Source organism: Streptantibioticus ferralitis (assembly GCF_029223525.1).
Lineage (GTDB): Bacteria > Actinomycetota > Actinomycetes > Streptomycetales > Streptomycetaceae > Streptantibioticus_A > Streptantibioticus_A ferralitis.
This window is the reverse complement of the sequence record NZ_JARHTQ010000004.1, coordinates 1-26559: the sequence shown is the minus strand read 5'-3', so window position 1 is coordinate 26559 and position 26559 is coordinate 1. Positions and strand designations below refer to the sequence as shown.

Here is a 26559-nt window from a genome sequence, read left to right as displayed (position 1 = left end):
CGCTTCCCGAGGTGTGACGGTTCGGCGGCGCATGGGTCAGTCGCGGCGCGCGACCACCCGGTAGGCGTTGGCGAACCGGGTACCGCGCACCAGGGGTGTCAGCAGCAGGTCAAGTCCGAAGAGGGCTGCGAGCATGGGCGCGCTGACCAGCAGGGCCACAGGCCGGACCGCGCGGCTGAGGAGGCCGGGCTTCTCGGGCAGCCAGGGCACATCGGCGCTGGGGAGTACGCAGGTGAGTGCATTGACCGCCGCGGAGGTGAGGTCCGTGGGAATGTGCGGCTCGCGCCGGTCGGTGGCCACGACGGTGAACCCTTGCGCGGTCAGGGCGCTGCACAGGTTCTCCATCGGTATGAAGTGCAGGTGCTGGGGTTGCAGCCACGGGCCCCACCATCGGCCGAAGAGCCGGGCGGCGGCGGACTGTGGGTCGGGGACCTCGACCAGCAGGTGGCCGCCTGGCCGCAAGGCGGTGTGCGCGGCCGTCAGCTCCTTCCGTGGCGCAACGGTATGTTCCAGGTAGTGGTACATGCTCACCACGTCATAACGTCCGGACAGTTGGCCGGACAGATCGGGGAAGGCGCCACGGTAGGCCCGGGTGATGCGACCACGACGCGCTGCGATCTCGACACCCTCGCCGATGTCGAGCCCGTCGAATTCGGTGTCCGGGTGGATCTTCCGCGCGATGGCGCAGAAGTGGCCGTGGCCGGTACCCACGTCCAGCCAGCGGTCCGGGCGGCTCAGTGGGAGCAGTGCCCTGGCACGGGCCCGGTGGAGCCGGACGGCGATGGGTGAGGAAGCCAGGCGCGCCATCGTCGCTTCGCCCAGGCCGTCGTAGCAGTCGCGATAGTAGAACTCCAGCCCGGCCGCGTTCAGTCGAGGGTTTTGGAACACGTGCCGGCAACTGCCGCACTGGTCGAGTACGAAGGTGCCCGGCTTGCGCTGCAGACAGTCGACAGTACGCAGCCGTCGGTACACACACCTCGAGCCGCACCAGGGGCATGCGGCCTGCCGGGGCTCAAAGAACCGTTCCAGGCCCTGCGCCAGGTCCTGCTGGTAACGGGGCCTGCCGTCGGCGACCCGCTTGCTTCGCGTGGTCATCCCGGCAGGTCCCTTTCGCCTGGCCGTTGGGGGGGTTGCGTCAGGTGGCTCGTCATTCGCGCGGGTGCGGTGTGTGGTCCGTTCCCCGCGCCGCCGGTGCCCGGCATCGGCCCGGCTGCGGTCCTCCGCCGTCTCGGGAATCGGCCCGTGCGGAGTGTCGGACCTACCCGGGTGGGTGGAGTCGACCGGTTCGGTCCGACGTACCGCACGGCCGCTAAGCGCCAGCAAGCGCCGCATGCACGGCCGCTCCACCCCCACGTACAGCAGGTACGAGGCCAGCAGTGCCATGGGAAGGGCAGCCAGGACCGCTTGCAGCCCGCTCCACCCCCGGCTGGTCAAAGACACGTACGCCACCCCCAGCACCATGAGGTGGACGAGGTACACCGCGTAGGACATCTCGCCGAGGAACACCACAGGCCGCCAACGCAGCAGCGACGGTTTGCCCCGCAGATCCAGCTCGGCGGTCGCATGGACCAGCACGACCATCGGAACCACGGTCGCGGCGGCGAACATGAAGGGGTGCGGAAGGTACGAACTGCTCACCACAATGGTGCTGATGACGCTCAACGCGGCCAGCAGCACACCCGAGCGCGGGAGCCGGACCCCCATCCTGCAGATACGGGCCGCCAACATGCCGAGGACGAACTCGGGCAGTCTGCTGATCGGCAACATGTACAAAAACCAGTAGTCCATGAAGAACGATCTGCCGGGGTTCACGACAACCTCACAGAGCACCGGCAGTGCCCAGACAACGGCGACGGCCGTTGCCGCGCCGACCACCAGACCACGGCCTGACAGCCTCCGGACCCAGCGCAGCAGGACAGGGAAGAGCAGGTAGAAGAAGACCTCAGCGGCCAGCGTCCAGGAAACCGGGTTGCCCGCGGATACGAACCGCTGGCTGGGCACCCAAGTTTGGACAAGGAGCAAACTGGACAGTTCCGCGGCGATGGCGGGGACACTCGCTGCCAGCGCCCCCGTGCCCGCGAGTGCGGCCACCGCCACGCACCAGGTGAGCACATGGTTCGGAAGGATCTTGGCGGCGCGCCGCCACCAGAACGCGGCCGTGGTGTCTCCCGGGCGGGCGGCGTGGGTCAGCACAAAACCGCTGAGCATGAAGAACAGCGACACCGCGCTTCCGCCCGCCCATACCTCGGGGCCGGGGGTGTCGGCGAGGCGGGGCTCGATCAGCAGCATGCTGTGCGTGTAGACCACGGCGCAGGAGGCTGCGAAACGAAGGCCGCTCAGGGACGGCAGGCGTCTGGCACCGGAGCGCGTCTCGCGCTTCGGCGGCGCAACGGCCTTGACAGGGGCGGAATCTCCGCCTGCCACGGTGGGAGGGCGAGCCGCCTGACCGGGAGTTTGGCACATGGCAGGCCTCCTGCGGGAAAACATCCCGGCAGGGCATCGCCACCACTCACGCATGGGATGCGCGGACCGGTCGCCGGGATCGGTGGGTATGACTGATCCGATTCCGTGCGGAGGTATGGGCAGCCCGTCAGCGCGGACAACCAGATTGACCCGAACGAGGGGCCGCGCCCCAGAGGGGCGCTCCGAATTCACCCGTACGGATCAACGCGGGTGTCTTATCGCACCGCGCCCGCTCCATGCCGAGCAGCACCGGAACCCGCTCAAGCGACGCCACGCCGCAATGTGCGTACCCAAGCGCCCTGGCCACCCGCCCACCATCCGGTCGATGCGCGCCCTGGTCCCACGCCTGGCCCGAGAGAGCTCTTACGAACTCCGCGAGTTCGAGAGGTTCTACAACAAGCACCGGCCGCACGGCACCTCCAGCAAGTGGCATTGCGCCTTTCCCGGAACTCCTCCGGCAAGGAAGACGCGATCGGCCCAGGTGAAGCATGGCCTTGGGTTCGCGCGACGCAGCACCGCGACCTTGTGCCGCAGCACCAGCAGTTGGATGCGGGACTACGCTGCCGACCGGTTCGACGGTGGCGGATCGCGGGCGATCGCCGTCGCGGCCGAGTCGCCGAACAGGGCTGAGTTCGCCCGTTGTTCGCGAGAGCGGCACCCTTCTTTGTTGAACTATTGACCGACGTCTGACAAGTCGCTACCTTCTCAGCCGAACACCACTCCCCGTGGTGGCAGAGCCATCAGCAACCATCACAGCCGTCCGGCCATCCCCCCATCTCCCTTCAGCGCCGGATTCCACGGCCGTTCCCGCCCGCGCCACAGGTCGCCGTTCGTAATGTCATGAGCACTACATATCGGCGTCGCGTCCTGTGCTCGTCGTCCGATGGCCGTGGGGCCCGCCCGCCATAGCGGACGGACCCGATCGCCCCCTGCTGGCATCCTCACAGAAGGACACCATGTTGCTGAGCACACCTCGCACCAGACACATGCTGTCGCGCCACGCCGGTCTCGCCGCCGTCGCCGCCTCGCTGGCGGCAACCGCCCTGCTCTGGGCCGCACCCGCGGGCGCTGCCCCGAAGGCCGCCCATGCGATGTCCCCCCACTCCCCCGCCGCCGCCCAGCGCGCGGCTTCCGGAGGCAACCTCGCTTACGGCGGCGGTTCCGTCGTCACCAACCCCACGATCTACATCGTCTATTGGGGAAACCAGTGGGGCAGCGGTTCCACGGTGACCAACGACCCATCAGGTGAGGTCCCGCTGCAGCTGTCGTTCTTCCAGCGCACCTACGGCAGCGGCGACACCTGGTCCAACAGCCAGACCCAGTACTGCGAGGGCGTCGCCGTCGGAACCACCCAGTGCGGCGGTGCGGGTACCGCAGTCGGGCACCCGGCGTCCAACCCCGTGGCCGGCACCTGGCTGGACAGCTCCACCAAGGCGCCGTCGAAGCCCGGTTCATCACAGATCGCCGCCGAAGCGGTCAAGGCGGCCTCCCACTTCGGCGTATCGGGCGACAACGTCGAGATCATCGTCGACGCACCACACGGTGTCGTCCCGCAAGGCTTCAAGACGAGTTACTGCGCCTGGCACGACCACACCACCGCGTCGAACGGCGCCGACCTGCCCTACACCAACATGCCCTACGTCCCTGACGCGGGCAGCGGGTGCGGTGCCAACTTCGTGCCGACCGGTAGCAGCGGGGTCAACGGCGCGACCGAGGGTGTGACCATCGTCGGCGGCCACGAGTACGCCGAGACCCTCACCGACCCGGCACCCAGCAGCGGTTGGGTCGACTCGAGCGGGTCCGAGACCGGCGACAAGTGCGCCTGGATCTCCAGTGGACAGGGCGCATCGTCCATCGTCGCGCTGAACGGTGCCCCCTTCGCCGTCCAGTCGCTGTGGAGCAACAACTTCAACGGCGGCGCGGGCGGTTGTGTGACCCACTACACCAGCTCGGGCAACCAGGGCTGAGTTCCGTAGCGAGGTCGGTGAAGTGCCGTCGCTGTCCACTGCGTTCACGCCGGGGCAGCGACGGCCGTACGAGGCGTGCCTAGGGGTGGCAGTGGGCAACAGGCAAGGATGGTGATGGTGTGCGGCGAATGGTTACGGAACGAAGGCAGCGCGGGTGGCTGCGCATACCGTGCGTGCTGGGTGGACTGGCGGCGTTGACCGCGTCGGTGTCCGGATGCGGTCATCAGGCCGTCGCCCAGAGCCCCGCGCCCTGCAGCACGCTGCCGCCCGCCCAACTACCGCACTCCGCGGGCACGCTCACCCAGGCCGACTCGGGTACGTACTGCCTTCCCGTCGGTGGGCAGCTCGATGTCTTCCTCACCGCCAAGAGCGCCCAGATGTCCGCCCGGTGGAGTCCCGTCGCCAGCTCCGCCCCGCAACTCCTCGCCCCGACCAACGGCGGCGCGCTCACGCCGCCCGTCGGCGTCACGCCCGCGGTCTTCGTGGGCACCGCACCCGGTACCGTCCGGCTCAGCAGCCGCACGGCCGACGGCAGGCACTGGCAGGCGACCGTGCGGATCAAGTAGACGCCCGTGCTCTGGAAAACTCAGCCCCACCCGTGGTCGGTGGTCAGGCCGGATGGGCGCTGGCGGCCAGAAGTGCTTTACCGCAGCGAGGGAGCCGCGTGGTTGGTTTCCTTCTACCCGCTCGGGAGACGGAAGGCCGATGGCACTGGCCGTATGCATCACCGTTCCCGCCTCCCCGAGTGACCGGAAGGGTGGCATCGAACCGGCTGGGCGCGTCGCTGAGCAGATGAGCCGGGCTGCCGCCGCGCATACGAGTTGCTGAGCCGCAGTCAGCGGTGTCAGGGCATGGCCCTCATCATCGTGCGGACCAGACGAAGACGGCGTCGAAGCGCGATGCGGCATCGCCACCCGCTCAAGAAGACCTCGATCGTCGCCCCCACCAAGGCCGAAGGCAACTCGCCCGGGGGCCGCCCGTCTACGCCCTGCCCGGAGGCTTCCCCAACGGGCATCGGCCCCACGTTTCCGTGGCGCTTTCCGATGGGCGGTTACAGCCCCACCGCGTCGGCGAGCAGGTCCACCTGTTCCAGGCCGCCGCCGTTGGGAAAGAGGATGAGTTCGTCGCAGCCCGCCTCGGCGTAGGCAGCGACCTCGCGGGCCACTTGTTCGGGCGTGGTCAGGCCGGCTTCGACGCTTTGCTCGGCATAGGCTCCGGCGGAGGCGTAGTAGTCCAGGAGACGGGTGCGCAGGCGCTGCTCGCCGTCCGGTCCCAGCGCGAAGTTCGCGGTGCCCATCAGCCGGGGCGCGCCCGCCCTGCCCGCGTCGTGCCACGCCTGCCAGACCTGCGGCAAGAAGGCACGGAAGCTCGCCACGCCCTGGGCTCCGCCGATCCAGCCGACACCGTGGGCGGCCATGCGGCGCAGCGTGGGCTTGGTGAACCCGCCGAACAGCAGTGGGGGGCCGCCGGCCGTGGCCGGGCGTGGTCCGATGCTGTCATCGGGGTCCTGCCACTGCCGGGTGGCCCGCTCCAGCAGTGCCTCGAACAGCTTGCCGCGGTGCTGGTAGTCGACCCCGCCGGCGTTGTAGTCGTCCTCGCGGAAGCCGGGGGCGAGCCCCAGGACGAGTCGGCCGCCGGAGAGGCGGTCGAGCGTGGCGGCGGACTTGGCGAACAGCGCGTGGTTCGACCGCAGTGGGGCCAGCAGGATGGCGGTGGTCAGCCGGATGCGGGAGGTGGCTCCGGCCGCGACGGCCAGTGCGGTCAGTGACTCGTAGTTGTCGTAGACCACGCGGTCGATGGTGGCGAGCGTGGCGAAGCCGCGCTCCTCGGCGCGTCTCGCCCAGGCCGCGATCGACAGGTCCGGGTCGGGGCGCAGGGCCGGCAGTCCGATGCCGATGTCCATGGTGTCGTGCTCCTTCCCACGCGGGCACGCGTCCGTCACGTAATGCACGTATTCCCCCGCAGCCACCGCGCGCACGCACACGTCGAGGGCCGCATCCGCTGCGGCATCACGAGGTCAGTCGGAAGGGGGCAGGGGGCGCTGCCACCTCCCGGGCGTCCTGTGCGGGGGCGCCCAGCATGCGCAGGACCATCTCCGCCATGTTCTCGGCGGCCTCGTCGCCGTCGCCGTCGCCGTCGATGTCGGGTCGGGTCGGGTCGGGTCGGGTCGGGCGAACCGTACGGGTGCGTCGCTCCGTCGCCCTACGATAGGGATCGAGTATGGCCGATCATGAGCCTGGACGAACGCGCGGCGATCTGCGGGCGACTGGCCGCTATCTGGGCCGGTTCCAGTGGCAGGGACTGCTGCAGTTCGGGCCGTTCCGATGGGGTGATGTCGCACCCTGGCGCGCGGTGCGGGTGGCCGTGGGTGTGGTGGCTCCGCTCCTGGTGGGGGCGGCCAGCGGGCATGTGGACTATGGTGCCTTCGCGTCGCTGGGGGCGTTGCCTGCCGGGTTCGCCTCGTTTCAGGGCGTGACCCGCACCCGGGTGGCGGCCGTGGCGGCGGCCAGTGTCGGGATGGCGGTGTCAGCCTTTGTCGGCAGCACCACCGCGGCCGCCGCTCCCTGGCTGCTGGTCCTCGTTGTCATCGTCTGGGGGTATGTCACCGGACTGGCCGTGTGCATGGGGCCGCGGTTGAGCGTGGCAGTCCTTCAGTGGCCCGTCGCGCTGCTGATCGCGGTCGGTGTCCCACTGGGGCCGACGCAGGCCGCGCTGCGAGCCGGGCTGGTGCTCGCCGGGGGGCTGTTCCAAGGGGTCCTTGTCACCGTCTCCTGGGCGCTCCGGCGAGGTGATCCGGAGCGCGCGGCGCTGGCCGCGTCCTACCGGAGCCTGGCCGCGTACGCCAACGAACTGGCCGCTGGGCCGGTCGGCCCGCCACCGCCCACTGCCTTCCCTGCCGCTGACCGTCTCGCCGACCCCAATCCACTGTTGCCCCAGGTGGTACGGCTGGCCTACCTCGACCTGCTGGAGCAGGCCGAACGCGTCCGTGCCTGCCTCGCCGCGCTGGCCGAGCACGCAGCCGATGACCCCGCGCAGGCCGCCGCCTCGCGTTTCGCCGCTGACGCCGCCCAGGGGCTGGAGGCCATCGCGGGCGCGCTGACCGCCAGGCGACCAGACCGTGCCACACGAGTCCGCACGCTGGACGGTCTCGTGGCGAGCCTGGAGATGCCCTCTGGCACCGACTGGCACTGGGTGGCCGAGGCGCTCCTTGGGCAACTGCGAGCCGTGACCCGCGTCCTGGCCTACCTCGACACGGTGCCTTCGGCAGGGACGGCGGGTGACGCGCTGAGCGCACACGTTGCGCCGGCACAGGAGTTGGGGAAATGGACGGCCCTCACTCTGCGCGCCAACCTCACCCCCGCCGGTGAGGCCGGGCGGCACGCTGTGCGCCTTGCCGTGGTCGCGGGGCTCGCCGAGGTGATCGTGCTGGCCACCGGCCTGTTCGAGGGCCGCTGGATCGTGCTGACGATCTTCCTGGTGCTCAAACCTGACTACAACTCAACGGTGCACCGGAGCATCTACCGGGCGGTCGGCACGGCCGTCGGAGCCGGGCTCGGCGCGGCGGCAGCCTTGCTGGCCCACTCGGCCACGGAAGGCCTTGTGAGTGCGGCCGCAATCGCCGTGGCGGCCGCCTACGCCCTGTTTGACGTGAACTACCTACTCTTCAGCACCTCCCTCACCGTCTACATCGTGGTCCTTCTCGAGATCCTCGGATTCCCCGCGGCAACCACCGCCACATCCCGCCTGATCTGCACCGCGATCGGGGCCGTGCTCGCACTCGTCGCCTACGCAGTGTGGCCGACCTGGGAAGGTCTGACGGCGCAGGAGAAGTTCGCCCGCCTCATGGAGGCCCACGGCCAGTACGCAACGGCCCTGCTCGACGAGTGCGCACATCCCGGACAGGTCACGTCGGCGCGACTGCGCGGCCTTCAAGCCGCCGCCCGCCGCGCCCGCACCGAAGCCGAGGCATCCACTGCCCGGCTGACCGACGAGCCGCCGAACCCGCCACTGACCCCAGCTGTGGCACGGACGCTGGTCGCTGCCGTCACCCGGCTGGCCCACGCCGAGCTGTCGCTTCACGCCCTCGTCACCACTCCCGCTCCGGCCCCCGGCAAGGAAGGCAGCCGAAGCACCGACGCCGACACCAAGCGACTCGATGCCCTGGGCACCGCCTTCGGCATCGCGATGACTTCGCTGGCCGAGGCGGTCAGATCACTGCGGCCACCCGACGGGCTCCCCTCGCTGCGCCAGCTCCAGGCGGCCGTGCGCGACCAGTCGCCAACGCCCGACTCCCGTCTCGTGCACATCACGGACGGCATGGTCAACGCAGTCGACACGCTGGAGGCCGTCCTGCGCCGCGATCCCACACCGCCATGAGACACCGTCCCAGCCGGACGAGCCGGCCGCGGCGACAGGTGGTGTCGTGATCGCCTTCCCCATCGGCTGAGGCCGAGCAACTCCGGACTCGAAGCCCGGCTGTTACCCGTCCTCCTCAATCGTTGGAGAGGCAACTTCTCCACTGCTCGTTCGCCTTGGGCAAAGTGACGCTTCGTCGAGAGAAAGCAAGCCCGACGCTGCGAGATCGTCCAGGGAGCCAGGCCTTCTGTTCCGTCATCGTTCCGGCCTCGAACAGGCCTTCAGCGCCGCTTTGCCCACCGGCATCGGAGCTCGCCGGTCGAGGTGCGGGCCGGCCAGGTCCTGTTCGAGGCCAGCGCTCCCCCGAACGCTGGTGCCACGCACCCGCTGCGCGGGCCGCCGAACCTCGCCCGCACCGTGCGCACCCGGCGTGGTGGGGCGATCCCCGGGCTCAGGTACCGGCCCGCCGCCCCCGCCGACCCCGAGAAGGTCAAGGAGGTCGACCGCATGCGTTCGCGATCGCCTCCGGGGCCCCATCCGCCCGTCCCACGTGCCGTTCATCATGCCCTCACCGGGATGGACCTCATCCGGGAGCGGCCCGAGGTGACGCCACGCTGAGGTCGTGGGCTTTGCGGACGAACTGGTGGGCGCGGCCAGAACCGTTGCGTGCGGCACGGACCCGACTCCTCCGGGTCCCCGATCGCGAACCCCGCGAGGTGTAGTTTTTCGGTGCGTGGGTCAGAGCGAGACGTCCGGGACCCGGACACGCCGCTGGTGACGTGGTCGGCCGAGGACCGCCGGCGTACGGCGGCCGGGACGTGACCGGCCGGAGAGGCGGTGTCCGTGCGCCTGGTGGGCGTTGAGGAGGAGCTCCTGCTGGTCGATCCCGGCACCGGGACGGTCAAGGCCGTCGCGGGCCAGGTGCTGGCCCACAGGGGGAACGACGCGCTGCAGGCGGAGCTGCAACGCGAGCAGCTGGAGTTCGCCACCCGCCCGTGCACGCGGCTGGAGGAGCTCGCCAAGCAGATCCGTGAGGGACGGACCCACCTCGCCCAGAAGGCCCGCAGCGTGGGCGCCGAGGCCGTCGCGCTCGCCACTTCACCGCTGCCGGCCGATCCCACACTCACCCTGACACCGCGCTACCGGCGTATGGCCGAGGCGTTCGGGCTCACCGCCCACGAGCAGCTCACCTGTGGCTGTCACATCCACGTCGAGGTGGGCTCCACCGACGAAGGGGTCGCGGTCATCGACCGTATCCGGCCCTGGCTGGCCCCACTGATCGCGCTGAGCGGGAACTCCCCGTTCTGGCGGGGCCGGGACAGCAGCTACGCCAGCTACCGCTACCAGGCGTGGGGCCGCTGGCCGACAGCCGGCCCGACCGAGTTGTTCGGGTCGGGCGCCGCCTACCAGTCCCTCGTACGGGCGCTGCTGGCGACGCAGACCACCCTCGACGAGGGCATGATCTACTTCGACGCCCGGCTCTCCCACCGATACCCCACGGTCGAGGTGCGGGTGGCGGACGTGTGCCTGTACGCCGACGACACCGTGCTGCTGGCGTGTTTGGTGCGGGGGCTGGTGGAGACAGCGGCTCGGGACTGGCGCGCGGGCCGTCCCCCCGACCCCGTGCCCGCCCCGGTACTGCGCCTGGCGGCCTGGCGGGCCAGCCGGTCCGGGCTCGCCGGACGGCTGCTGCACCCCAGGTCACACACTCCGGCCCCGGCCGCCGATGTCGTGCGCCACCTGCTGCGGTACGTCACACCCGCGCTGCGCGACCTGGGGGACCTGGACCCGGCCGAGGAGCTGCTGAGCCAGTTGCTCTGCCGGGGCAGCGGTGTCCAGGCGCAGCGTGCCGCGTACGCCGAGCGCGGCTCGCTCACCGACGTGGTGCTGACCGCGATCGACCGTACGACGTCATGGTGAGCCGCCCGTCCCGCGCACCCGCGCCGAACCGCGCGCGACATCCACCTCGCCTCCGGTTCCCGCGCCGCACCGCCTGAAGGCTGCCGGAGCCGACGACCTTGGCCCGGGCCGCCCGCTCCGGCAGCCCCTCACCCACACGAGTGGCACGGCGGATCCGCTGAGCGGCGTGAAGGCGTGCGCAGCACGTTGGCGACCAGCCTTCGCCGGACGGGAATGACGGCCGGGAGGCAGACCTCGCTCCGAGGTACAGGGGTCATCCTGGGCCCGACTCGGCGCCGCCGAGGGCCCACCGAGGTGCTCCGTCCGCACCTTCACGCCGACTGCGGAGTGAAGGTGCGGATCTCATTCCCACCACGGCGTACCACGGTGTAGCTGGACTCGGGGACTTCCTGCCACGCCTCCAGTAGATCCCCGAGCGGCTCGGAGACGACCAGGCGGGCGTCCGCCGATGCTTGCTGGATCAGTTCGTGGTCGGGGTGGAGATCGCGCAGGCACTGCACGTCGAGGCTGTGGAACAGTGAACGGGACTGGCGCTCAGTGGAGTAGCGGAAAGCCCACAGACACTCGCCGTTGCTCAGCGCGATGGTCATCTGCACCGGGTACTCGATGCGGTGGCAGCGCGCGGTGCGCTCCACCAGACCCACCATGCGCTCCACCGCACCCGGCGGGTCCTCTTCCAGCCCGAGGCTGAGCGCGAGGAAGAACATCAGTTCCGAGTCGGTCGTGCCCTCGATACCGGAGAACAGCTCCGGATCAACGGCCAGGAGCAGGTCGCGCCGGACGCTCGCGTAGCCGTTGATCAGGCCGTTGTGCATCCACAGCCACTGCCGGTACCGGAACGGGTGGCAGTTGGTCTGCTGGACCGGGGTCCCGGTGGAGGCTCGGATGTGGGCGCAGAACAGACCCGAGCTCACCGCTGCGGCCAGCTCGCGCAGGTTGCGGTTGCTCCAGGCCGGGCCGATGTCGCGGTAGATCGACGGCACGTGGCGATCTTCCGTGTACCAGCCCATTCCGAATCCGTCGCCGTTGGTGGTCTCCACACCCATACGGGCGCGCAGGCTCTGGTCGATGAGCGAGTGATCCGGCTTGTAGACCACATCCTCGAGACGGACCGGCGACCCGGAGTAGGCGAGCCATCGGCACATGACGCGCGCTCCTCACCTTGGATGAGCACCGCCCTCATGACCAGTATCGCCGCACCCCAGCCCAGCGATCCACTGGACCGGCGCTGAGCCGCACACCGCTGACACCCTCGGCCTCGGTCTCGGTCTCGGTCTCGGTCTCGGTAAGACCATCACGCTGGCAGTCGCGCTCGGCCTTCCCCCGCCCTGCCTTCTTTTTGATCGGGATGGACGAGCGGGCGGTAGATCAGGCGAGAGCGTTGGCCGGGCTTGTAGCAGGCACCTGGTGCACGATCGCGCGGCCATGATCCCAGTGGACCGACCCTACCCTGCCCACCTGCGGCGACGACCTTTCCAGCGGCACAGGGTGCAACTGGTCGTGTGAAGTACTGCCGTGCTGTTGATGGATGAGTCGACTTCAGGGCGTCGACAGGTGCGCGACGCTTGGGAGCATCGCGCACCTCACCGGAGGGCTGGAGCTGGGTGTGCTGGGAGGCTTCGGGCATCTCCCCTTTCCGGTGTGCCGTCGTTCGGTGCAAGTCTCACGGTGAGCGGTCAGTGCAGCACGTCCAGGAAGTTGGTGGCGTTGTCGACGAAGTACACCGAGTGGCGGTCCGGTCCCACCGAGAGCCCGAACAGCGCCCGCGCCCGGTGGTGTGCCGCTCGAGTCAAGTTGACGGAACGTCAACTGTTCACCTCGCGGGGTGGTTTCGACGATTTTGCCGTCTCCACCGTTAGCGGTGAGGATGTGGCCGTTTGGCGCGATGGCCAGCCCTAGAGGGCCATCGAGCAGTCCACCGACGCTGACGTTCTTGCCGGTGCCCGCGCTGGAGTGGCGGTTCAGTGCCTGCGGGATGGCCGCGATGCGGCTGTTGATGGTGTCGGCCACGTAGAGCGTGCCATCGTGGCCAAGGCCGACGCCTGTGGGGCCGATGACCAGGGCGAACGAAAGGCGCCCTTCTGCACTCGGTGACCTTGGCGCCGCCCTCGTCCTGATCGGCACCTCCTGGACCGCCGCGCCGCCAACCACCCCGTGGCACCCGAAGAACACCTCGCCCCGCAAGACCCGAGCGTGTCGGAGACCGCCGGAGCGTAGCCGCAGTGGGCGGAGACCGATTCGGTCGCCGATGCCGCAATTACCTGTTCGGGGTGGCGTCGGGGTGGGTGTGGTGATCTCTCGTCTGGTCTCGGCAAGGCAGCCGTCGATCAGGAGCAGAGTGGTATCTGTCCGCGTCGGCCCCAGGGTGTTTGGAGGGTGGGTCTGGTGCCGCCTCCGCCCCGCGCAGGGGGACGCACCGGTGGAGGCGGGTGTCAGCCGCTGACGCTGGCGGAGCCGGCCTCGATGTGGCCGGTGGCCCGGCGGCTCCAGCTGGAGTCGCCGCTGACGGTGACCGTGAAGTCATACCAGCCGTTGGTGTACGCGACGGCGTTGAAGTGGTCCGAGGCGGTGGTGCCCGGGGCGACTTGGTAGGTCCACGGTCCGTCGGTGCGGTAGTTGGTGGAGGTGATGGTGAAGGTGACCGTGCTGGTGCCGGTGTTGGTCATCGTGAACCAGAGCGCCTCCTTGCCGGTGTCGGGCGCCGGAGCGTAGAAGGTGGTGGCCTCGCAGCTCTTGCCTGCTGTGGTGGTGTTGCCGGTGAAGCGGCGGAGGAAGCGGTTGGGGCCGACGCAGGTGAGGTCGTACTGGCTGTTGCCGTAGTTGGTGCCGACGTTGAAGAAGTCGATGGTGTTGCCGTCGGTGCCGTTGCTGTAGGGGGCCACGGTGTACTGCCACGGGCCGCCGGTGCGGTAGGCGTTGGCGTAGATGGAGTAATGGGCGTGAGTGGTGGCCTGCGGGCCCTGGTTGGCCATCTTTATCCAGACCAGGGTCTTGCCTTCGGCGTCGTACTCGATGTGGTCGAGCCAGGCGTTGGGCTGGTACGGCAGGGCGCGGGCGGGGCGGGTGCCGGGCTCCTGGGTGGGCATGGCGTTGGTGCCCGGGCTCGGGTTGATCATGGTGTTGGCGGTGGCCTGGCTGATGGTGGCGCTGGTGTCGGGGAGTGACGGCAGACCGTAGACGGGGTTGGCGAAGTCGAAGGCGCCGGTCAGGTCGCCGCATACCTGGCGGCGCCAGGTGGAGATGTTGGGGCATACCGCCGGGGTCCCGATGGCGGCGGTCCAGGTCTCCAGGAAGCGGAGGACGGAGGTGTGGTCGTAGACGCGGGAGTCGACCCAGCCGCCTCGCGTCCAGGGCGAGACGATGATCATCGGGACGCGGAAGCCGAGGCCGATGTTGGTGCCGTTGTAGAACTCGCCGGTGGTGCCCGAGGGCGCGGCGGGCGGCGGTACATGGTCGAAGAAGCCGTCGTTCTCGTCGTAGTTGAGGAACAGGGCGGTGGAGTTGAACACGTCCGGGTTGGCCGCCAGGGCCTGGATGACGAGGTTGACGAAGTGCGCGCCGTTCTCCGGCGGGCCGTCCGGGTGCTCGGAGAAGAGCTGGTTGGAGACCACCCAGGAGACTTGGGGCAGCGTGTTGGCGAGCGAGTCGGCTTTGATCGCCGCGGCGATGTCGTCGGGGGTGGAGCCCGTTGAGGGCACCGAGCTCATGCCGCGCTGGTAGAGGGGGCTTGAACTCGGCGCACCGGTGAACTGGTTGAAGTATGCGAGGGCGTTGTCGCCATAATTGTCGTTGGCGTTCTGGTAGACCTTCCAGGTCACTCCGGCGTTCTGCAGGGCCTCGGCGTAGGTCTGCCAGTGCAGGCCGGACTCGGAACCGCCGTCGTAGGCCGGGCCGCCGGCGGTGCCGGAGGGGTCGATCATGCCGGACCACAGGTAGGTGCGGTTGGGGCCGGTCGCGGACAGGATCGAACAGTGGTACGCGTCGCAGATCGTGTAGGCGTCCGCCAGCGCGTAGTGGAACGGGATGTCCGAGCGGTTCATGAAGCCCAGCGTCCGGACCGAAGCCTTGGCGGAGACCCAGTTGTCCATCTTCCCGTTGTTCCACGCCGAGTGCTGCGTGGACCAGGAGTGATCGAGCGAGCCGTCGCACTGCGCCAGTTGCTCCCCGCTCGCTCCCCACCACCACGTGTCGGTCGCGCTGAGCTGCCAGGGGTACTGCCGGCCGCTGCCGTTGGGCTGGTCGAAGACGCTGTAGCCGCCGGACAACTCGATCGTCGCGCGGTCGCCGAACCCGCGCACGCCCTTGAGGCAGCCGAAGTAGTGGTCGAAGCTACGGTTCTCCTGCATCAGCACGACCACGTGCTTGACATCGGCGATCGTACCGGTGGTCGCCGCAGCCGCCTTGGGTGCGGTTCCGGGTAGCGGGTCCAGGCCGAGGACCGCGCCGAGGGCGGCGGCGGATCCGAGGAAGGTACGGCGGGTGACGGGCGCCACGTGAGGCCTCCGTAATGGCGGTCGGGACGGTGAAGGGACGAGGTGCGACCCCAAGCAAGGCACTGTCGGGCCGTCAGGTGTCTACCGCCGGGTAACAAAGTGGCGGCGAGATGAAGTAATGCGAACGTCCGGCCCGGACTCGTTACCGTTTCGGGGTGGCGTCGGGGCGGGTGTGGTGATCTCTGGTCCGGTCTCGGCAAGGCAGCCGTCGATCAGGTGCGGACGCCGTTGGATGCAGACGAGGCCGCGGCGGAGCGTTCGGGTGTGATGGTCGGGACCCTCGAACGCGACGTTGAACGATGAGCGGTGGCGGCGCCGATGCCCGAGCCGCCGCCCGTGACGAGCGTGCTCAGATGCGCATGCCGGGCGAGATCGGCCACTGCGAGGTCGTCGGCCGGATTCGAACCTGCGCCCCTTTGCCCCCAGTCGGCACCGTCCTCGGCAACTGGGTGTTCAGCCAGAGGTACCGGCCTCCTCGCCAGGAGTACCAGCCCAGCGACGTGTCGACTGGTTTCGAACCCTGTTCACGTGTGCCTCACCCACTGCTCACCGGGAGCGCCTCGAACGGTTTGGTGCTCGCTGCCAATCTTCCTGCGTACAACTTTCGCTGACTGGAGTGTGGAGCATGCGCGGAACGGCCTTCGGCTGGAAGAAGACCGCGGCGGGTGCCGCGGCGGCGGCGCTGGTGATGGGTGGTGCCTTCATGGGGATGGCCGCCGCGTCTCCCGTGGAGCCTCGGCAGAGCGAGGGTGTGCCGCAGCACATCTTCTACATCATGATGGAGAACCACGGGAAGTCCCAGATCATCGGCAACACCGCCGACGCCCCCTACATCAACCAGCTCGCCACCCGCTACAACACGGCGTCCGATTTCCACGGGGTCACCCACCCCAGCCTGCCCAACTACCTGTCCGCCTTCTCCGGGTCCTTCCAGGGCATATGGGACGACTGCAAGGCCGGAGCGAAGGTGACCTGTCCTCCGGAGGAGTTCGTCCCGGGTTCGGGTGACGCGACCGACACCGCGTCGCTGACGCCCGCCCAGGTGGCCAGTGCGAGCAAGACACCGCACATGTTCTCCGGCCGCAACCTCGTCGACCAGCTGGAGGCGAAGGGGCTGACCTGGAAGGCGTACATGCAGTCAATGCCGCAGGCGGGCTTCGAGGGTGAGTACGCGCCGGGGAACGTCAACGGCACCACGGTGAAGCTGTACGCGCAGAAGCACAACCCGTTCATGTACTTCTCGGACATCAACTCGCCCGGCAATCCTCGGCTGAAGCAGGTTGTGCCGTTGGAGAAGAACTTCGACGCCGACCTGGCCGCGGGCACGGTCCCCAACTTCTCCTGGATCAGCCCCGACCAGTGCCACGACATGCACGGGATCGCCCCGAACGCGGCGGCGATGGTCGGTCTTCCCGACTGCGGCTCCCCCAGCTCGGGCCTCGACCACGGGGCGATCCGGCTCGGCGACCAGTTCCTCCGCGAGACGGTGAACAAGATCATGAACTCCCCGACGTGGCGGTCGAGTAATTCCAGCATCGTCATCAACTGGGACGAGAACGACTACTCGGGTTACTCCGGAGGGCCCGGCAGCCCGGTAGGCGCGAACGGCACCGTACTCGGCGGCGGGGACGCGCCGCTGATCGTGATCAACTCCCACCGCGGCCCGCACAAGGACTCCAGCGTCTCCGCCGACCACTACACCGTGCTCGCGACGATCGAGCGCATGTGGCACCTCGGCTGCTTGAAGAACACCTGCTCGCCCCGCACCTCCGGCTCGCTGCGGGACCTGTTCGCCCGCTAGATCACCGATTCCAAGGAATCAGTGATCGCAGGCAGTCAGTGAGCGTCTGACGGGTTGGTCAGTCAGCCCGATGTGCCAGCAAGCGGCGGTCAAAGCGAGAATTCACTGCCGGACGCGGACGGCCACGCCGTCCGCGTCCGGTCTCCGTGTTACTCCCGATCGAGCTGGACTGAAGAGAAAACGGGTTGGATCAGGTTGGTTGACGGCCTTCAGGAAGCGGCTGACGCCGGCTCGGCGTGGACGTCGTAGCCGAGAGCTTCGAGCTGGCCGACCAGGCGGCGCGCCGTACGGAGCCCGGGCCGCATGGGCACGCGGGGTCAGCTGGTCTGGTAGCGCGTGGCGAGTTCGGGGCTCTGAGCCCCGAAGGCGGCGAGGTCGGCCTTGAAGACGGCGTCCAGCAGGCTGGCGTCTTCGACGCCGGGGGCGCAGACGACTTCGCCCAGTTCGAGGCCGCGCAGGCCGGCGGTGACGACGTCGTCGGCCGTCATGCGGGGCACCACGCTCATGTCGAGGCCCTGACGCTCGTGAAACTCGGTGGCTACCACGCCGGGGCAGAGAACCTGCACGCTGACGCCCGTGCCTTGGAGTTCCGCGTGCAGAGTCTGGGACATGGCGACCAGGTGGGCCAGGGTGCCGGCGTAGACGGCACGTCGGGGCAGCTGGGAGTGCGGGGCAGGACCGCTGAAGGCGATCATGCCGGCCACGTTGATGATCGTGCCTTCGCCTCGCTCCTGCATGCCCGCGACCGCGGCGCGGGTGAGCATCGTCGGGGCGACGACCTTGACGTGGACGAGTTCCCTGGCCTTGTCGGCAGGGAGTTCCGCGAGCGGCATGTAGTGCGCCACGCCGGCGTTGTTCACGAGCATGGTCAGCGGCTCCGTCGCGCACACCTCGGCGACCGCGTCCACTCCGTCGTTGGTGGACAGGTCGGCGGCCAGGCTGCGGACCTTGATGTTCGGGTGAGAGGTGGCGAACTCTTCCAGGCGGTCCTGCCGGCGGCCCACGATCACCAGGTCGTAGCCGTCGGCGGCCAGGCGCTCGGCGAATGCCTTGCCGATCCCGGAGGTGGCGCCGGTGACGAGTGCGAGCTTGCTCATGACTGCTGTTCCCTTCGAACGTTGGCCGTTGCGGCCGGAGTGCGGCTCTCGTGGAGCCAGGTCATTTCCGCCTGGTACTGGCGTGCGACGGCTTCTGGTTGGTCGTCGCCGAGGTGGTTGGGTCCTATTCGGTAGCCGTTGCGGTTCATGTACCAGGCCAGGCATCGGTAGGACGGTCGGTAGGCCGTGAGCTCCAACGGGTCGATGTCGAGGCGGGTATGGGGCAGTGCCGGGGTGAGGGTGTCCTTCTCGTAGATCGACGTGATCCGCACAATGCGCCAGACGTCGTCGGCGCCGCGCTGGGCCCGGTACTGCGACCGGCAGGAGGTGGCGAGATCGGCCGCGACGCCGCTGATGTCGACCCGCCACTCGATGATCAGCGGCAGTTCTGCCAGCGCACGGTCCCCGAGGACGTGCACGGTCGGCGGGCCCAGCCGGTGCACCGCGTGATCGCCGCGCCCGGCCATGCCACGCGTTTCGCGCACGAAGTCCGCTCCGCTGCCCTGAAACCAGCTCATCTCGACGACGGATTCCTCGGCGAAGCACTCGGCCGTCTGGTCGTACCGGCCGCGGTCACGGCTCTGCCGCTCACCCAGCACCAGCTGTGTGACGTCGTCTGCGCTCATGGCGGACCTCCCTTCTTCATGGGGTGGGGTGTCATGGATTCAGGCGGCGCAGCAGTTCGGGCAGCCGGTGGGCGCCTGCCAGCCCGCGTGCGGTGATGGCCTCGGCGGCGACGCCGACGTCACGCATGGCGGTGTCGAACAGCTCCATGTCCAGCGCCTCGACACCCGAGGGGTGCTCGACGTTCTCAAGGGTCACCATGGTGTTCAGCAGCGTCAGAGCTGCGCTGGAGGCGCTGCCCAGCTTCAGTACCTCCACCATTCGGGCGGGGTCCAGCCCCAGCGGGGCGGCCAGCTCGACGATCTCGGAGATGTTGGCCTGGTTCATCATCAGCAGCGCGTTGTTGAACAGCTTCGCGGTCTGTCCCGCTCCAGCGCCGCCCAGATGGACGACGTGCCGGGAGAACGAGGCGAAGACCGCCCCGCAGCGTTCAGCGACCGGCTGCGGTCCACCGACCAGCGTGGTCAGCCTCCGTGCCTCGGCGGCCGGCCGTCCCCCGCTGACCGGGGCGTCCAGGACCTCGACGCCGTGCGGCGCGCACACCTCGGTGAGCCGCACGGCGTTGCCGGGGACGCCGGTGCCGTGGTTGACCACCACCGAGCCCGGCCGCAGGCCCTCCAGCAGCCCGCCGGTGACCAACTGCAGGACATCCTCGTCGGTGCTGACGCACAAGGCGACGATGTCGCACGCGGCGGCCATGTCCTCGGCGTCGTCGTGGCGGACGTGCGGCACACCGCTCAGGCCGTCCAGGGAAGTGGGGCGCCGGGCCCAGGCATGCAGCGAGAAGCCGGCCTCGGCGACAGCGGTCGCCATGGGAAGACCCTGATCACCCAGGCCGATGAACCCGACCGCGGGCCGCTCGGTGGCCGCGCTCATCGCCCGACACCGGCCGAGATGACCGTTCCTCCGCGAGATGACCTCGTTGTGCTCATGCCGCAACATTCCGGTGTGGCAGCGTGACCAGCCAGTAGTCCGGTCTTCCTGGGACTGCTGGTACCAGGCAGGTCCAAGACCGGCGGGGCGCACTGGTGGCCATGACGACAGCGGAATTCGGGCAGGCGGTGCGCCGATGACGTGACCGGATCACACCCGAGGCGGCGCGGGCGGCCGGTCGGCGGGCCCGGCGGGCGGCCGGTTTGCGCCGTGAGGAGCTGGCTTTGCTGGCCGGGATCCCCGTGGACCATGTCACCCGCCTCGAACAGGGCCGGGCTTCCCATCCGTCGAGCCAGGTCGTCGAAGCCCTGACCAGGGCCCTGCAGCCGTCGGGAACCAGGCGCGGCCACCTGTCCCGGCTGGCCGGGCTCACACCGCCGGACCCCGAAACAGTGCCCGCGCACCTCACTCCGAGCGTCCAGCGCGTACTGGACAGGCTGACCGCCACCCCCGTCGCGGTCTACGACGCCACCTGGACACCGCTCCTGGCCAACCCGCCGTACGCGGCCCTGATGGGTGCCCCCTCCGGCTGGCGCGGCAACCAGCGCGACGGGGCGTGGCGCGACTTCCTCGGCCCGAGCGAACGGGTGCGGCACACGCCCAGGTCCCGGCGCGACCTGGAGGCCGCTCTCGTCGCCGAACTGTGGGAATCCGGTGGATCCGCTGGCTCACCGCCGCTGGCCCGATGTGCAGCCGTTCGGCGGATCGCGCGAAGTGCGACTCCTCGCTGACGACGATGAAGTACTGGAGATCACGTAGCTCCGCCCGGGCGTCGCTCCCCGTCGATCGGTATTCCCACGTTGACAGCGCCAGCCGGGATTCGGCTGTGGTCCACATTCGGTGAGCGGGCGGTCGGGTCCGAAGCGTGGAGCCCGGATCCGAGCGCCCGGTTCTCGTGCCTACCGCTGGCGCAGGATCCGTGCGGAGAGCAGGTTGGGGTCGGTGGCCGTGAAGTAGGCCGCGTTGGCGATGTACACCGTATCGCCGCGGCGCGTGATGGATGTGGGGTTCTGCAGTCCGTCGGCAGCGGTGAGCACCACGGTGTGCGAGCCGTCGGTGCGGACCAACTCGACTTCGCTGCCTTGGTTGTTGGCGGCCAGGACGTTGTCGCCGTCGCCGGTGAAGGCGAAGTCGTCCACCGTTCCCAGGCCGGTTGCGACGGTGTGTACGGCACCGGGCGCACCGTGACAGCCGATCGGGACGCGCAGGAGTGTTCCCCGGTCCATGTTGGTGACCCAGACGGCGTTGTCACGGATCTTCAGCCCGTTGGCGCCGAAGCCGCCCGGTGTGGCTGCTGCCAGCTCGGGCGCCGCCTTCCAGATCGCCGCTGCTCCGCCGCCCAGCGGAATGCGCCAGATGGCGCCCAGCGAGGAGTCGGTGGCGTACAGGGATCCGTCATGCAGGGCCAGGCCGTTGGGTACGCTGCTGCCCGGCATGGCGGCGACGCGGCTCGCGGTGCCGCCCGGCGGGAGTTTCCACAGCCCCGTAAGGTCGTCGGTGCCCGTCGAATAGAGGACGTAGAGCGTGCCGTCCGGGACTCGGACGATGCCGCCGATGAAGGCGCGACCGGTCAACGGCGCGTGGGTTCCGTCCGGCGGGGCCGGGAGGGTGGCCAGGACGTGCAGCTCGCCGTCCGGGGTGAGCCGATCGATCTGGTGCGCGAAGGACATCGTCATATCGATGAAACCGTCCGCTTCGGTCGTCAGGTTCTCCGGCTGCTGGCCAGCCGCCAGGTCAAGGTGCCTGACGATCTGCGGGTCACTGAGCGGAGGAGTCACCGCGGACGCCTGTGTGGCGAAGACGGCGAACGAAGTGGCCGCGACCGTCGCGACGAGAGGTATCTTTTCGCCCCATTGCATTGGCGATTCTCCTGATTCATCCCGCGCCACAGCGGTGCGGGCGTATGAGGTGAGCGGCACTGTCGGGTGCCTGCACGCACTGCCGGTTCTGCGCTCGTGCGGCGTCTGGCCTCAAAGCACGGCAGACCGACGCCTTTTGCGGCGCATCTGACGCCGTGCCAGGTGCACACGCTCGTACTGGCCGGCAGATCTGGCGGCTACTTCCTGCCGTGTGCCTCGACGGAGACCGGCTCCCACTTGCGCCAGGTCGACAGCCGCGACTCGTAGTCGGCGGTCGCGACGGCGAGCGGCCCGTCGCCGAGGAAGATCCGCAGCGGCGGCTCGTCCGCGTCGACAACCTTGAGTACGGCGGCTCGGGTCGCGACCGGGTCGCCCAGTGTCCCGTTGCGCTTGCGCCGCGCCTCCTGCACTTGCTTCAGGTGGTCGGCGTATGCGGGGTTCGGGGTGGCCGTACGCGACGACGGTCCGGGCCAGTCGGTTGAGTAGCCGGTCGGCTCGATGAGTGTGACCTTGATGCCGAACCGTGCGACTTCCTGCGCGAGCGACTGGCTGAATCCCTCAAGTGCCCACTTCGACGCCGCGTACATGCCGACGTTGGGGAAGCCGCAGACCCCGCTGATCGAGCTGACCTGAAGGATGTGCCCGGAGCCTTGTTCGCGCAGGAACGGCAGCGCCGCCTGCGTCACCCAGAGCGCACCGAACAGGTTGGTCTCCATCTGGTCGCGTGCCTCGGACTCGCTGATCTCCTCGATCATGCCGAACTGCCCGTAGCCTGCGTTGTTGACGATGACGTCGAGTCGACCGAAGTGCTCGTGCGCCGCCCCTACGGTCGCGAAGGCCGAGCCACGGTCGGTCACGTCGAGGCGTTGGGGGAAGATCAGGTCGCCGTACTTCGCAACGAGGTCGTCGAGGGTGGATGTGTCGCGAGCGGTGGCGGCCACCTTGTCCCCGCGCTCCAGGGCCGCGATCGCCCACTCGCGTCCGAAGCCCTTCGAAGCACCGGTGACGAACCAGACCTTGGACATGTGAACTCCAAATGTGCGCGGCACGCCCTCGCGGGCGCGATTTCCCTGTGTCACGCGACGTCAGCGGTGTGGCGGACTCCGACCAGACGCTCGACGTCTACCGACGGCCGAGCGCGTCGCGTCGTCCACCAGCCGTAGGCCCACACCAGCAGGCCGACCAGCGGCAGGACCATCGCGAACAGGCAGGTGCCGGTCCAGGCGTAGGCGCTGTACAGCACGCCGGTGACGGCCGACGACACCGCGCCGCCGACGAAGACGGTGGTCATGTAGACGGTGTTGATCCGGGCGCGGGCATCGGCGCGCAGCCCGTATATCTCGTGCTGGCTCATCACCTGGTGGCACTGCACGGCGAAGTCCAGGAGCACCGCGGCGAGGGCGAGCAGCAGCACGCTGCGGTGCCCGAGGGCGGCGAGCACGAAGGTCAGTGAGGCGAGCAGCAGCGCCCCGCCGCTGGCGGCGCGACCGTGACCGCGGTCGGCGACCCAGCCGCCGATCGGCGCCGCGGCCGCGCCACCAGCCCCCACCAACGCGAAGAGCGCGATCTGGGCCTGGCCGAAACCGTGCTCGCCGATCAGCTCGTAGGCGATGGCCGTCCAGAACGCGGTGAACGCGCCGAACATCATCGCCTGGCACAGGGCACGGCGACGCAGCACGGGCTCGTTCCGTACCAACTCGCCGACGCTCGCCAGCAGCGAGCGGTAGCTCGCGGTGTGGTCCGGTCGGCGCTTCGGCAGCATCCGGTGCAGAACGGCGCTGAGCACGATCATCAGTGCCGCGGAGACGAAGTAGATCGCCCGCCAGCCCAGGAGGTCGGCGACCAGGCTGGAGATAGTGCGGGCGAGCAGGATGCCGAGCAGCAGACCGCTCATCACGCGGCCGACGAACTTGCCGCGCTGGTCCGCCGGGGCCAGATGAGCCGCGAGCGGGACGAGCACCTGCGCGACCACCGACGTGACCCCGACCAGCACCGAGACCGCCAGGAACATCCCGAAGACCGGGGACACCGCGGTGAGCAGCAGGGCGATCGCCGTCGCGACCAGCGTCCGGGTGGCCAGAGTGCGGTTCTCCACGAGGTCCCCGAGCGTCAGCAGAAACAGCAGGCCGACGGCGTAACCTGCCTGGGTCAGCGTCACCACCACGGTGGCGGCGCCCTGGCTGACGCCGAAGGAACCGGCGATGAGGTCGAGCAGGGGTTGCGAGTAGTAGAGGTTGGCCACGGTCAGCCCGCAGGCCACGGCCAACACGAGGGTCATGGCGCGGTTCGTCCGCCGCGGAGCGTCCGTCACGGGCACACCCGCTATCTGACTCATGTCTTCACCTTCCTGGCGTTGTTGCGACATCGACGCTAGAAGGGCGGCGCTGGGCGAAGAAGGGTGTGCCGCACCCCCTCCCAGGCAGGGTGCGACGCACCCAGGCTGATCAGGCGGCGCGCCGTTACCGTCGAGGCGCACGACGAGCGGAAACGAACTCGGCGACCTCCTGCGCACCCGCCGTGACCTGCGCCTCGACGGCGATACCGCCGCATACCTGTTCCGGTTGGCCCAGCCCCGGCCGGTCCTCCGCGTCCCCCGACACGATCATGCGGTGGCACCGCCGGTTGGCGACCAGGCAGAACACGTTGACCGTGGCCAGTCGGTAGCCGCGGTGGCCGAAGAGACGCAGGTCGATCAGGGGGCGGCGCCGCGCAGCTCGCGCACGACGCACACCGCACCGCTCGCCAGGGCGAGCACCAGCGGCACCAAGAGCGCCGTGGACGCGTTGAGGCCGTTTTGTAGCGGCGGCTGGTGCTGCCCTGCTCTTGTGGCTGGCGTGGTCGGTGCCGTCGCCGGTGACGTGGCGCGGGCGGTGAACTGCGTCCCCAGCCGCGGTGCTGTTGGTCGTGCTGGTGTGTGCGCCGGTAGCCCGGGAGCGGCCGACGGCGGCTGTGCCGGCGCGGCGCCGTCCGCGGCCTCGCCCGCTGATCGCTCAGGTGTGCCGCAGCGTCGCGGTGGCGATCTCCAGGAAGTCGCGCAGCAGCTTCTCGCGCCGGTCCGCGAGGACGGCCAGGCACGTCTCTGTCCCTGGAGCGTCCGTGACGGGGAGGTAGGCGAGGTCGGGGCGGGAGTAGGAGCGCGCGACACTCAGCGGGACGAGCGCGATGCCGTGCCCGGAGGCGATGAGCTCGAACTTCTCTTCAAGTGAAGACGTCCGCCGCGTCGGTTTGTCGAGCATCGGCTCGCCGTCGAGGTCCGCGGACGTGAGCTCCTGACGGCACGCGAGCGGGTGCGCCGCGGACATGCAGGCGACCCTGGGCTCACGGCCGACGGGGATGGTGCGCAACCCCGAGTCGTCGAACGGTCGCCGCAGGTACCCGACCTGGGCCCGGCCGTCCCGGAGCGGCGCGTCCTGCTCCCACCAGCGCGCCGGGACGAGGTCGGTCACGACGTCCGGGTGGCGCGACGCGAACGCCCGGATCGCCTCCGACACACGCAGCCCGGGGGAGAAGGCGACAACGAGCCGTTGGACGCCCCGATCGACGTCGCGCACGCGCCGCCCCGCCGCGGCGACGGCCGCGAGGATCCCCTGCGCCTCCTCGTAGAGCTGCTTCCCGGCGGCGGTCAGCTCCACGCTGCGGGTGGTCCGCATCAGCAGAGTGCACTCCAGCTCCTGCTCGAAGGCCCTGATCTGGCGGCTGAGAACCGGCTGTGCGATGTAGAGCTGCTCCGCCGCTCGGCCGAAGTGCCGGTGCTCGGCCACTGCGACGAAGTAGCGGAGCTTGCGCAGATCGAGATCCATGCCCTCAAGGTATCAATTACCCAGGAAGGGTATTGGACGCCGCAGGTGGCCCGCCCCGAGACTCGAAACATGATCGTCATCACCGCCCCCACCGGCCAGATCGGCAGCCGACTCCTGGACATCCTGCTCAACGAAACCCTCACTCGCGGCGAAGAGCTGCGCGTCATCGTGCGCGACCCCGGGAAACTCCCCGACGCGGTCCGCGCCCGCGTCGACGTCGTCACCGGCTCGCACGGCGACGCCGAGGTGGTCGACCGGGCCTTCGCCGGCGCGGACGCCGTCTTCTGGCTGGTCCCGCCGGACCCGCAGGCACCGAGCCTGGACGCCGCGTACTCCGGGTTCACCCGCGCCGCCGCGAAGGCGTTCACGGCCCACGGAGTGGAGCACGTCGTCGGCGTCTCGGCGCTCGGCCGCGGCACACCCGTCGCCGGCCGCGCCGGACTGGTCACGGCGTCGCTGGCCATGGACGACCTCATCGCGAATACGGGCGTGGCCTACCGGGCGCTCGCGAACCCGACTTTCATGGACAACCTGCTACGGCAGGTGGCTTCGATCCGCGACGACGGCGTGTTCACCGACACCGTCGCCGCCGACCGCAAAGCACCGACGGCCGCCACCCGGGACATCGCCGAGGCCGCCGCCGGCCTGCTGCTCGACCGCTCGTGGACGGGGACGGGCGAGGTCCCGGTGCTGGGACCCGAGGACCTTTCGGCGAACGATATGGCGCGCATCATGTCCGACGTGCTCGGCCGGCCGGTCCGCTACGAGCGGCAGTCGCTCGACGACTTCCGCGCCGCACTCACCGGATACAGCGTCGGGGACGCGCTCGTTGAAGGCTACGTCGACATGATGCGCGCCAAGGACGACGGCCTCGACGACGGCGTGCAACGCACCCCTCAGACCGCGAGCCTGACAACCTTCCGCGAATGGTGTGAAGAGGTCCTGAAGCCGGCGGTCCAGGCATGAACGCCAGGACCGCTCTCATCGTCGGGGCATCCCGCACCCTCGGGCTCAGCCTCGCCACCGAGTACGTGCACCGCGGCTGGGACGTCATCGGGACCGTCCGGGGCAGTCGCCGCACCGGTCTCCACGACCTGGCCGAGGCGTCCGGGGGCCGGGCAATGCCGTTGCTTGACCTCTAAACCAATCTGGGGAGGAGTCTGACGATCTTGGGTTGGATGCGTCGAGTCGGTTGACGTCTCCAACCTTTCGGCGGGTCGGCGTACTTGAGTTTCAGGCGTTTGAC

The 26559-nt window shown here is 69.4% G+C and carries 20 protein-coding genes and 3 pseudogenes; 10 read left to right on the top strand and 13 right to left on the bottom strand.

All coding sequences use genetic code 11. The annotated features are described in order from the left end of the window. Positions 1-36: 36 nt before the first annotated feature. Complete coding sequence (locus tag P2L57_RS07390; RefSeq protein ID WP_275810218.1) at positions 37-2463, bottom strand: acyltransferase family protein; 2427 nt, start codon at positions 2461-2463, stop codon at positions 37-39. Positions 2464-2788: 325 nt separating this feature from the next. On the opposite strand from P2L57_RS07390, the gene P2L57_RS40135 reads away from it, so the two are divergent. The 3 genes from P2L57_RS40135 (at position 2789) to P2L57_RS07375 (ending at position 4996) form a co-directional block, all read left to right on the top strand. After that, positions 2789-3142 carry a hypothetical protein gene (locus P2L57_RS40135; protein WP_308292440.1) on the top strand — a complete coding sequence of 118 codons (354 nt, stop codon included), beginning with the start codon at positions 2789-2791 and terminating at the stop codon, positions 3140-3142. A gap of 307 nt (positions 3143-3449) precedes the next feature. Further along, complete coding sequence (locus P2L57_RS07380; protein WP_275810215.1) at positions 3450-4430, top strand: hypothetical protein; 981 nt, start codon at positions 3450-3452, stop codon at positions 4428-4430. Positions 4431-4558: 128 nt separating this feature from the next. Beyond that, on the top strand, positions 4559-4996 hold the full coding sequence (locus tag P2L57_RS07375; RefSeq protein ID WP_275810213.1) for a hypothetical protein: 438 nt from the start codon (positions 4559-4561) through the stop codon (positions 4994-4996). Positions 4997-5481: 485 nt separating this feature from the next. Here the strand turns inward: P2L57_RS07375 and P2L57_RS07370 are convergent, their stop codons facing one another. Further along, the gene (locus P2L57_RS07370) at positions 5482-6333 is read right to left on the bottom strand and encodes an LLM class flavin-dependent oxidoreductase (RefSeq protein ID WP_275810210.1); all 852 of its coding nucleotides are present in this window, start codon (positions 6331-6333) and stop codon (positions 5482-5484) included. A gap of 317 nt (positions 6334-6650) precedes the next feature. Between P2L57_RS07370 and P2L57_RS07365 the strand changes: the two genes are divergently transcribed. The 3 genes and pseudogenes from P2L57_RS07365 to P2L57_RS07355 all read left to right on the top strand — a co-directional run bounded on the left by P2L57_RS07365 (position 6651) and on the right by P2L57_RS07355 (position 10706). Beyond that, positions 6651-8807 carry an FUSC family protein gene (locus tag P2L57_RS07365; protein WP_275810206.1) on the top strand — a complete coding sequence of 719 codons (2157 nt, stop codon included), beginning with the start codon at positions 6651-6653 and terminating at the stop codon, positions 8805-8807. A gap of 321 nt (positions 8808-9128) precedes the next feature. Next, positions 9129-9293, top strand: a pseudogene (locus P2L57_RS07360) (family 2 encapsulin nanocompartment cargo protein terpene cyclase); the annotation flags it as partial. Positions 9294-9629: 336 nt separating this feature from the next. Beyond that, complete coding sequence (locus tag P2L57_RS07355; RefSeq protein ID WP_275811128.1) at positions 9630-10706, top strand: glutamate--cysteine ligase 2; 1077 nt, start codon at positions 9630-9632, stop codon at positions 10704-10706. 311 nt (positions 10707-11017) lie between these two features. On the opposite strand, the gene P2L57_RS07350 is transcribed toward P2L57_RS07355, so the two are convergent. After that, entirely contained in the window at positions 11018-11851 is an 834-nt protein-coding gene (locus tag P2L57_RS07350) for a class II glutamine amidotransferase (RefSeq protein WP_275810203.1), read from the bottom strand. A 1287-nt stretch (positions 11852-13138) separates the two neighbouring features. Next, positions 13139-15199: a phosphocholine-specific phospholipase C gene (locus P2L57_RS07345; RefSeq protein WP_275810200.1), complete on the bottom strand. Its 2061-nt coding sequence runs from the start codon at positions 15197-15199 to the stop codon at positions 13139-13141. Between the two features lie 625 nt (positions 15200-15824). On the opposite strand from P2L57_RS07345, the gene P2L57_RS07340 reads away from it, so the two are divergent. Continuing rightward, positions 15825-17000, top strand: a complete 1176-nt coding sequence (locus tag P2L57_RS07340; RefSeq protein ID WP_275810197.1) for an alkaline phosphatase family protein — start codon at positions 15825-15827, stop codon at positions 16998-17000. Between the two features lie 317 nt (positions 17001-17317). On the opposite strand, the gene P2L57_RS07335 is transcribed toward P2L57_RS07340, so the two are convergent. Genes P2L57_RS07335 through P2L57_RS07325 form a run of 3 tightly spaced genes read right to left on the bottom strand, consistent with a single transcriptional unit; the run spans position 17318 to position 19663 of the window. Beyond that, positions 17318-18097 carry an SDR family NAD(P)-dependent oxidoreductase gene (locus tag P2L57_RS07335; RefSeq protein ID WP_275810194.1) on the bottom strand — a complete coding sequence of 260 codons (780 nt, stop codon included), beginning with the start codon at positions 18095-18097 and terminating at the stop codon, positions 17318-17320. Then, the gene (locus P2L57_RS07330; protein ID WP_275810191.1) at positions 18094-18723 is read right to left on the bottom strand and encodes a nuclear transport factor 2 family protein; all 630 of its coding nucleotides are present in this window, start codon (positions 18721-18723) and stop codon (positions 18094-18096) included. Before P2L57_RS07330 ends, P2L57_RS07335 begins: the two co-directional genes overlap by 4 nt. A gap of 31 nt (positions 18724-18754) precedes the next feature. Next, positions 18755-19663, bottom strand: coding sequence for an NAD(P)-dependent oxidoreductase (locus P2L57_RS07325; RefSeq protein WP_275810188.1), 909 nt, complete (start codon positions 19661-19663; stop codon positions 18755-18757). A gap of 140 nt (positions 19664-19803) precedes the next feature. Here P2L57_RS07325 and P2L57_RS07320 point away from each other — a divergent pair, with 140 nt between their 5' ends. Then, entirely contained in the window at positions 19804-20385 is a 582-nt protein-coding gene (locus P2L57_RS07320; RefSeq protein WP_504986851.1) for an MmyB family transcriptional regulator, read from the top strand. Here the strand turns inward: P2L57_RS07320 and P2L57_RS07315 are convergent. From P2L57_RS07315 to P2L57_RS07290, 6 genes and pseudogenes are all read right to left on the bottom strand, one after another. Further along, a pseudogene (locus P2L57_RS07315) lies at positions 20357-20491 on the bottom strand (hypothetical protein); the annotation flags it as partial. The gene P2L57_RS07320 and the pseudogene P2L57_RS07315 sit on opposite strands and share 29 nt — an antisense overlap. Before the next feature lie 62 nt (positions 20492-20553). After that, a complete protein-coding gene (locus tag P2L57_RS07310; protein ID WP_275810185.1) occupies positions 20554-21513 on the bottom strand; it encodes an SMP-30/gluconolactonase/LRE family protein in 960 nt (319 codons plus the stop codon). A 197-nt stretch (positions 21514-21710) separates the two neighbouring features. After that, positions 21711-22538 (bottom strand): SDR family oxidoreductase, encoded by an 828-nt coding sequence (locus tag P2L57_RS07305; protein WP_275810182.1) that lies wholly within the window; start codon positions 22536-22538, stop codon positions 21711-21713. A 50-nt stretch (positions 22539-22588) separates the two neighbouring features. Continuing rightward, positions 22589-23848 (bottom strand): MFS transporter, encoded by a 1260-nt coding sequence (locus P2L57_RS07300; protein WP_275810179.1) that lies wholly within the window; start codon positions 23846-23848, stop codon positions 22589-22591. Between the two features lie 124 nt (positions 23849-23972). After that, positions 23973-24242: a hypothetical protein gene (locus tag P2L57_RS07295; RefSeq protein ID WP_275810176.1), complete on the bottom strand. Its 270-nt coding sequence runs from the start codon at positions 24240-24242 to the stop codon at positions 23973-23975. A gap of 261 nt (positions 24243-24503) precedes the next feature. Continuing rightward, a complete protein-coding gene (locus P2L57_RS07290; RefSeq protein WP_275810172.1) occupies positions 24504-25313 on the bottom strand; it encodes a LysR family transcriptional regulator in 810 nt (269 codons plus the stop codon). Positions 25314-25382: 69 nt separating this feature from the next. Here P2L57_RS07290 and P2L57_RS07285 point away from each other — a divergent pair, with 69 nt between their 5' ends. Next, positions 25383-26279 (top strand): NAD(P)H-binding protein, encoded by an 897-nt coding sequence (locus P2L57_RS07285; RefSeq protein WP_275811125.1) that lies wholly within the window; start codon positions 25383-25385, stop codon positions 26277-26279. Beyond that, positions 26276-26431 (top strand): annotated as a pseudogene (locus P2L57_RS07280) (3-oxoacyl-ACP reductase); the annotation flags it as partial. The gene P2L57_RS07285 and the pseudogene P2L57_RS07280, both read left to right, overlap by 4 nt. Positions 26432-26559: the final 128 nt, after the last annotated feature.

Excerpts from the sequence above, each read along its gene's own strand:
- P2L57_RS07290 (WP_275810172.1), bottom strand. The coding sequence starts at position 25,313 with ATGGATCTCGATCTGCGCAAGCTCCGCTACTTCGTCGCAGTGGCCGAG.
- P2L57_RS07310 (WP_275810185.1), bottom strand. The coding sequence starts at position 21,513 with ATGCAATGGGGCGAAAAGATACCTCTCGTCGCGACGGTCGCGGCCACT.
- P2L57_RS07380 (WP_275810215.1), top strand. The coding sequence starts at position 3,450 with ATGCTGTCGCGCCACGCCGGTCTCGCCGCCGTCGCCGCCTCGCTGGCG.
- P2L57_RS40135 (WP_308292440.1), top strand. The coding sequence starts at position 2,789 with ATGCGCGCCCTGGTCCCACGCCTGGCCCGAGAGAGCTCTTACGAACTC.
- P2L57_RS07390 (WP_275810218.1), bottom strand. The coding sequence starts at position 2,463 with ATGTGCCAAACTCCCGGTCAGGCGGCTCGCCCTCCCACCGTGGCAGGC.
- P2L57_RS07300 (WP_275810179.1), bottom strand. The coding sequence starts at position 23,848 with ATGAGTCAGATAGCGGGTGTGCCCGTGACGGACGCTCCGCGGCGGACG.
- P2L57_RS07375 (WP_275810213.1), top strand. The coding sequence starts at position 4,559 with ATGGTTACGGAACGAAGGCAGCGCGGGTGGCTGCGCATACCGTGCGTG.
- P2L57_RS07335 (WP_275810194.1), bottom strand. The coding sequence starts at position 18,097 with ATGAGCAAGCTCGCACTCGTCACCGGCGCCACCTCCGGGATCGGCAAG.
- P2L57_RS07370 (WP_275810210.1), bottom strand. The coding sequence starts at position 6,333 with ATGGACATCGGCATCGGACTGCCGGCCCTGCGCCCCGACCCGGACCTG.
- P2L57_RS07330 (WP_275810191.1), bottom strand. The coding sequence starts at position 18,723 with ATGAGCGCAGACGACGTCACACAGCTGGTGCTGGGTGAGCGGCAGAGC.
- P2L57_RS07325 (WP_275810188.1), bottom strand. The coding sequence starts at position 19,663 with ATGTTGCGGCATGAGCACAACGAGGTCATCTCGCGGAGGAACGGTCAT.
- P2L57_RS07365 (WP_275810206.1), top strand. The coding sequence starts at position 6,651 with ATGGCCGATCATGAGCCTGGACGAACGCGCGGCGATCTGCGGGCGACT.
- P2L57_RS07340 (WP_275810197.1), top strand. The coding sequence starts at position 15,825 with ATGCGCGGAACGGCCTTCGGCTGGAAGAAGACCGCGGCGGGTGCCGCG.
- P2L57_RS07285 (WP_275811125.1), top strand. The coding sequence starts at position 25,383 with ATGATCGTCATCACCGCCCCCACCGGCCAGATCGGCAGCCGACTCCTG.
- P2L57_RS07305 (WP_275810182.1), bottom strand. The coding sequence starts at position 22,538 with ATGTCCAAGGTCTGGTTCGTCACCGGTGCTTCGAAGGGCTTCGGACGC.
- P2L57_RS07350 (WP_275810203.1), bottom strand. The coding sequence starts at position 11,851 with ATGTGCCGATGGCTCGCCTACTCCGGGTCGCCGGTCCGTCTCGAGGAT.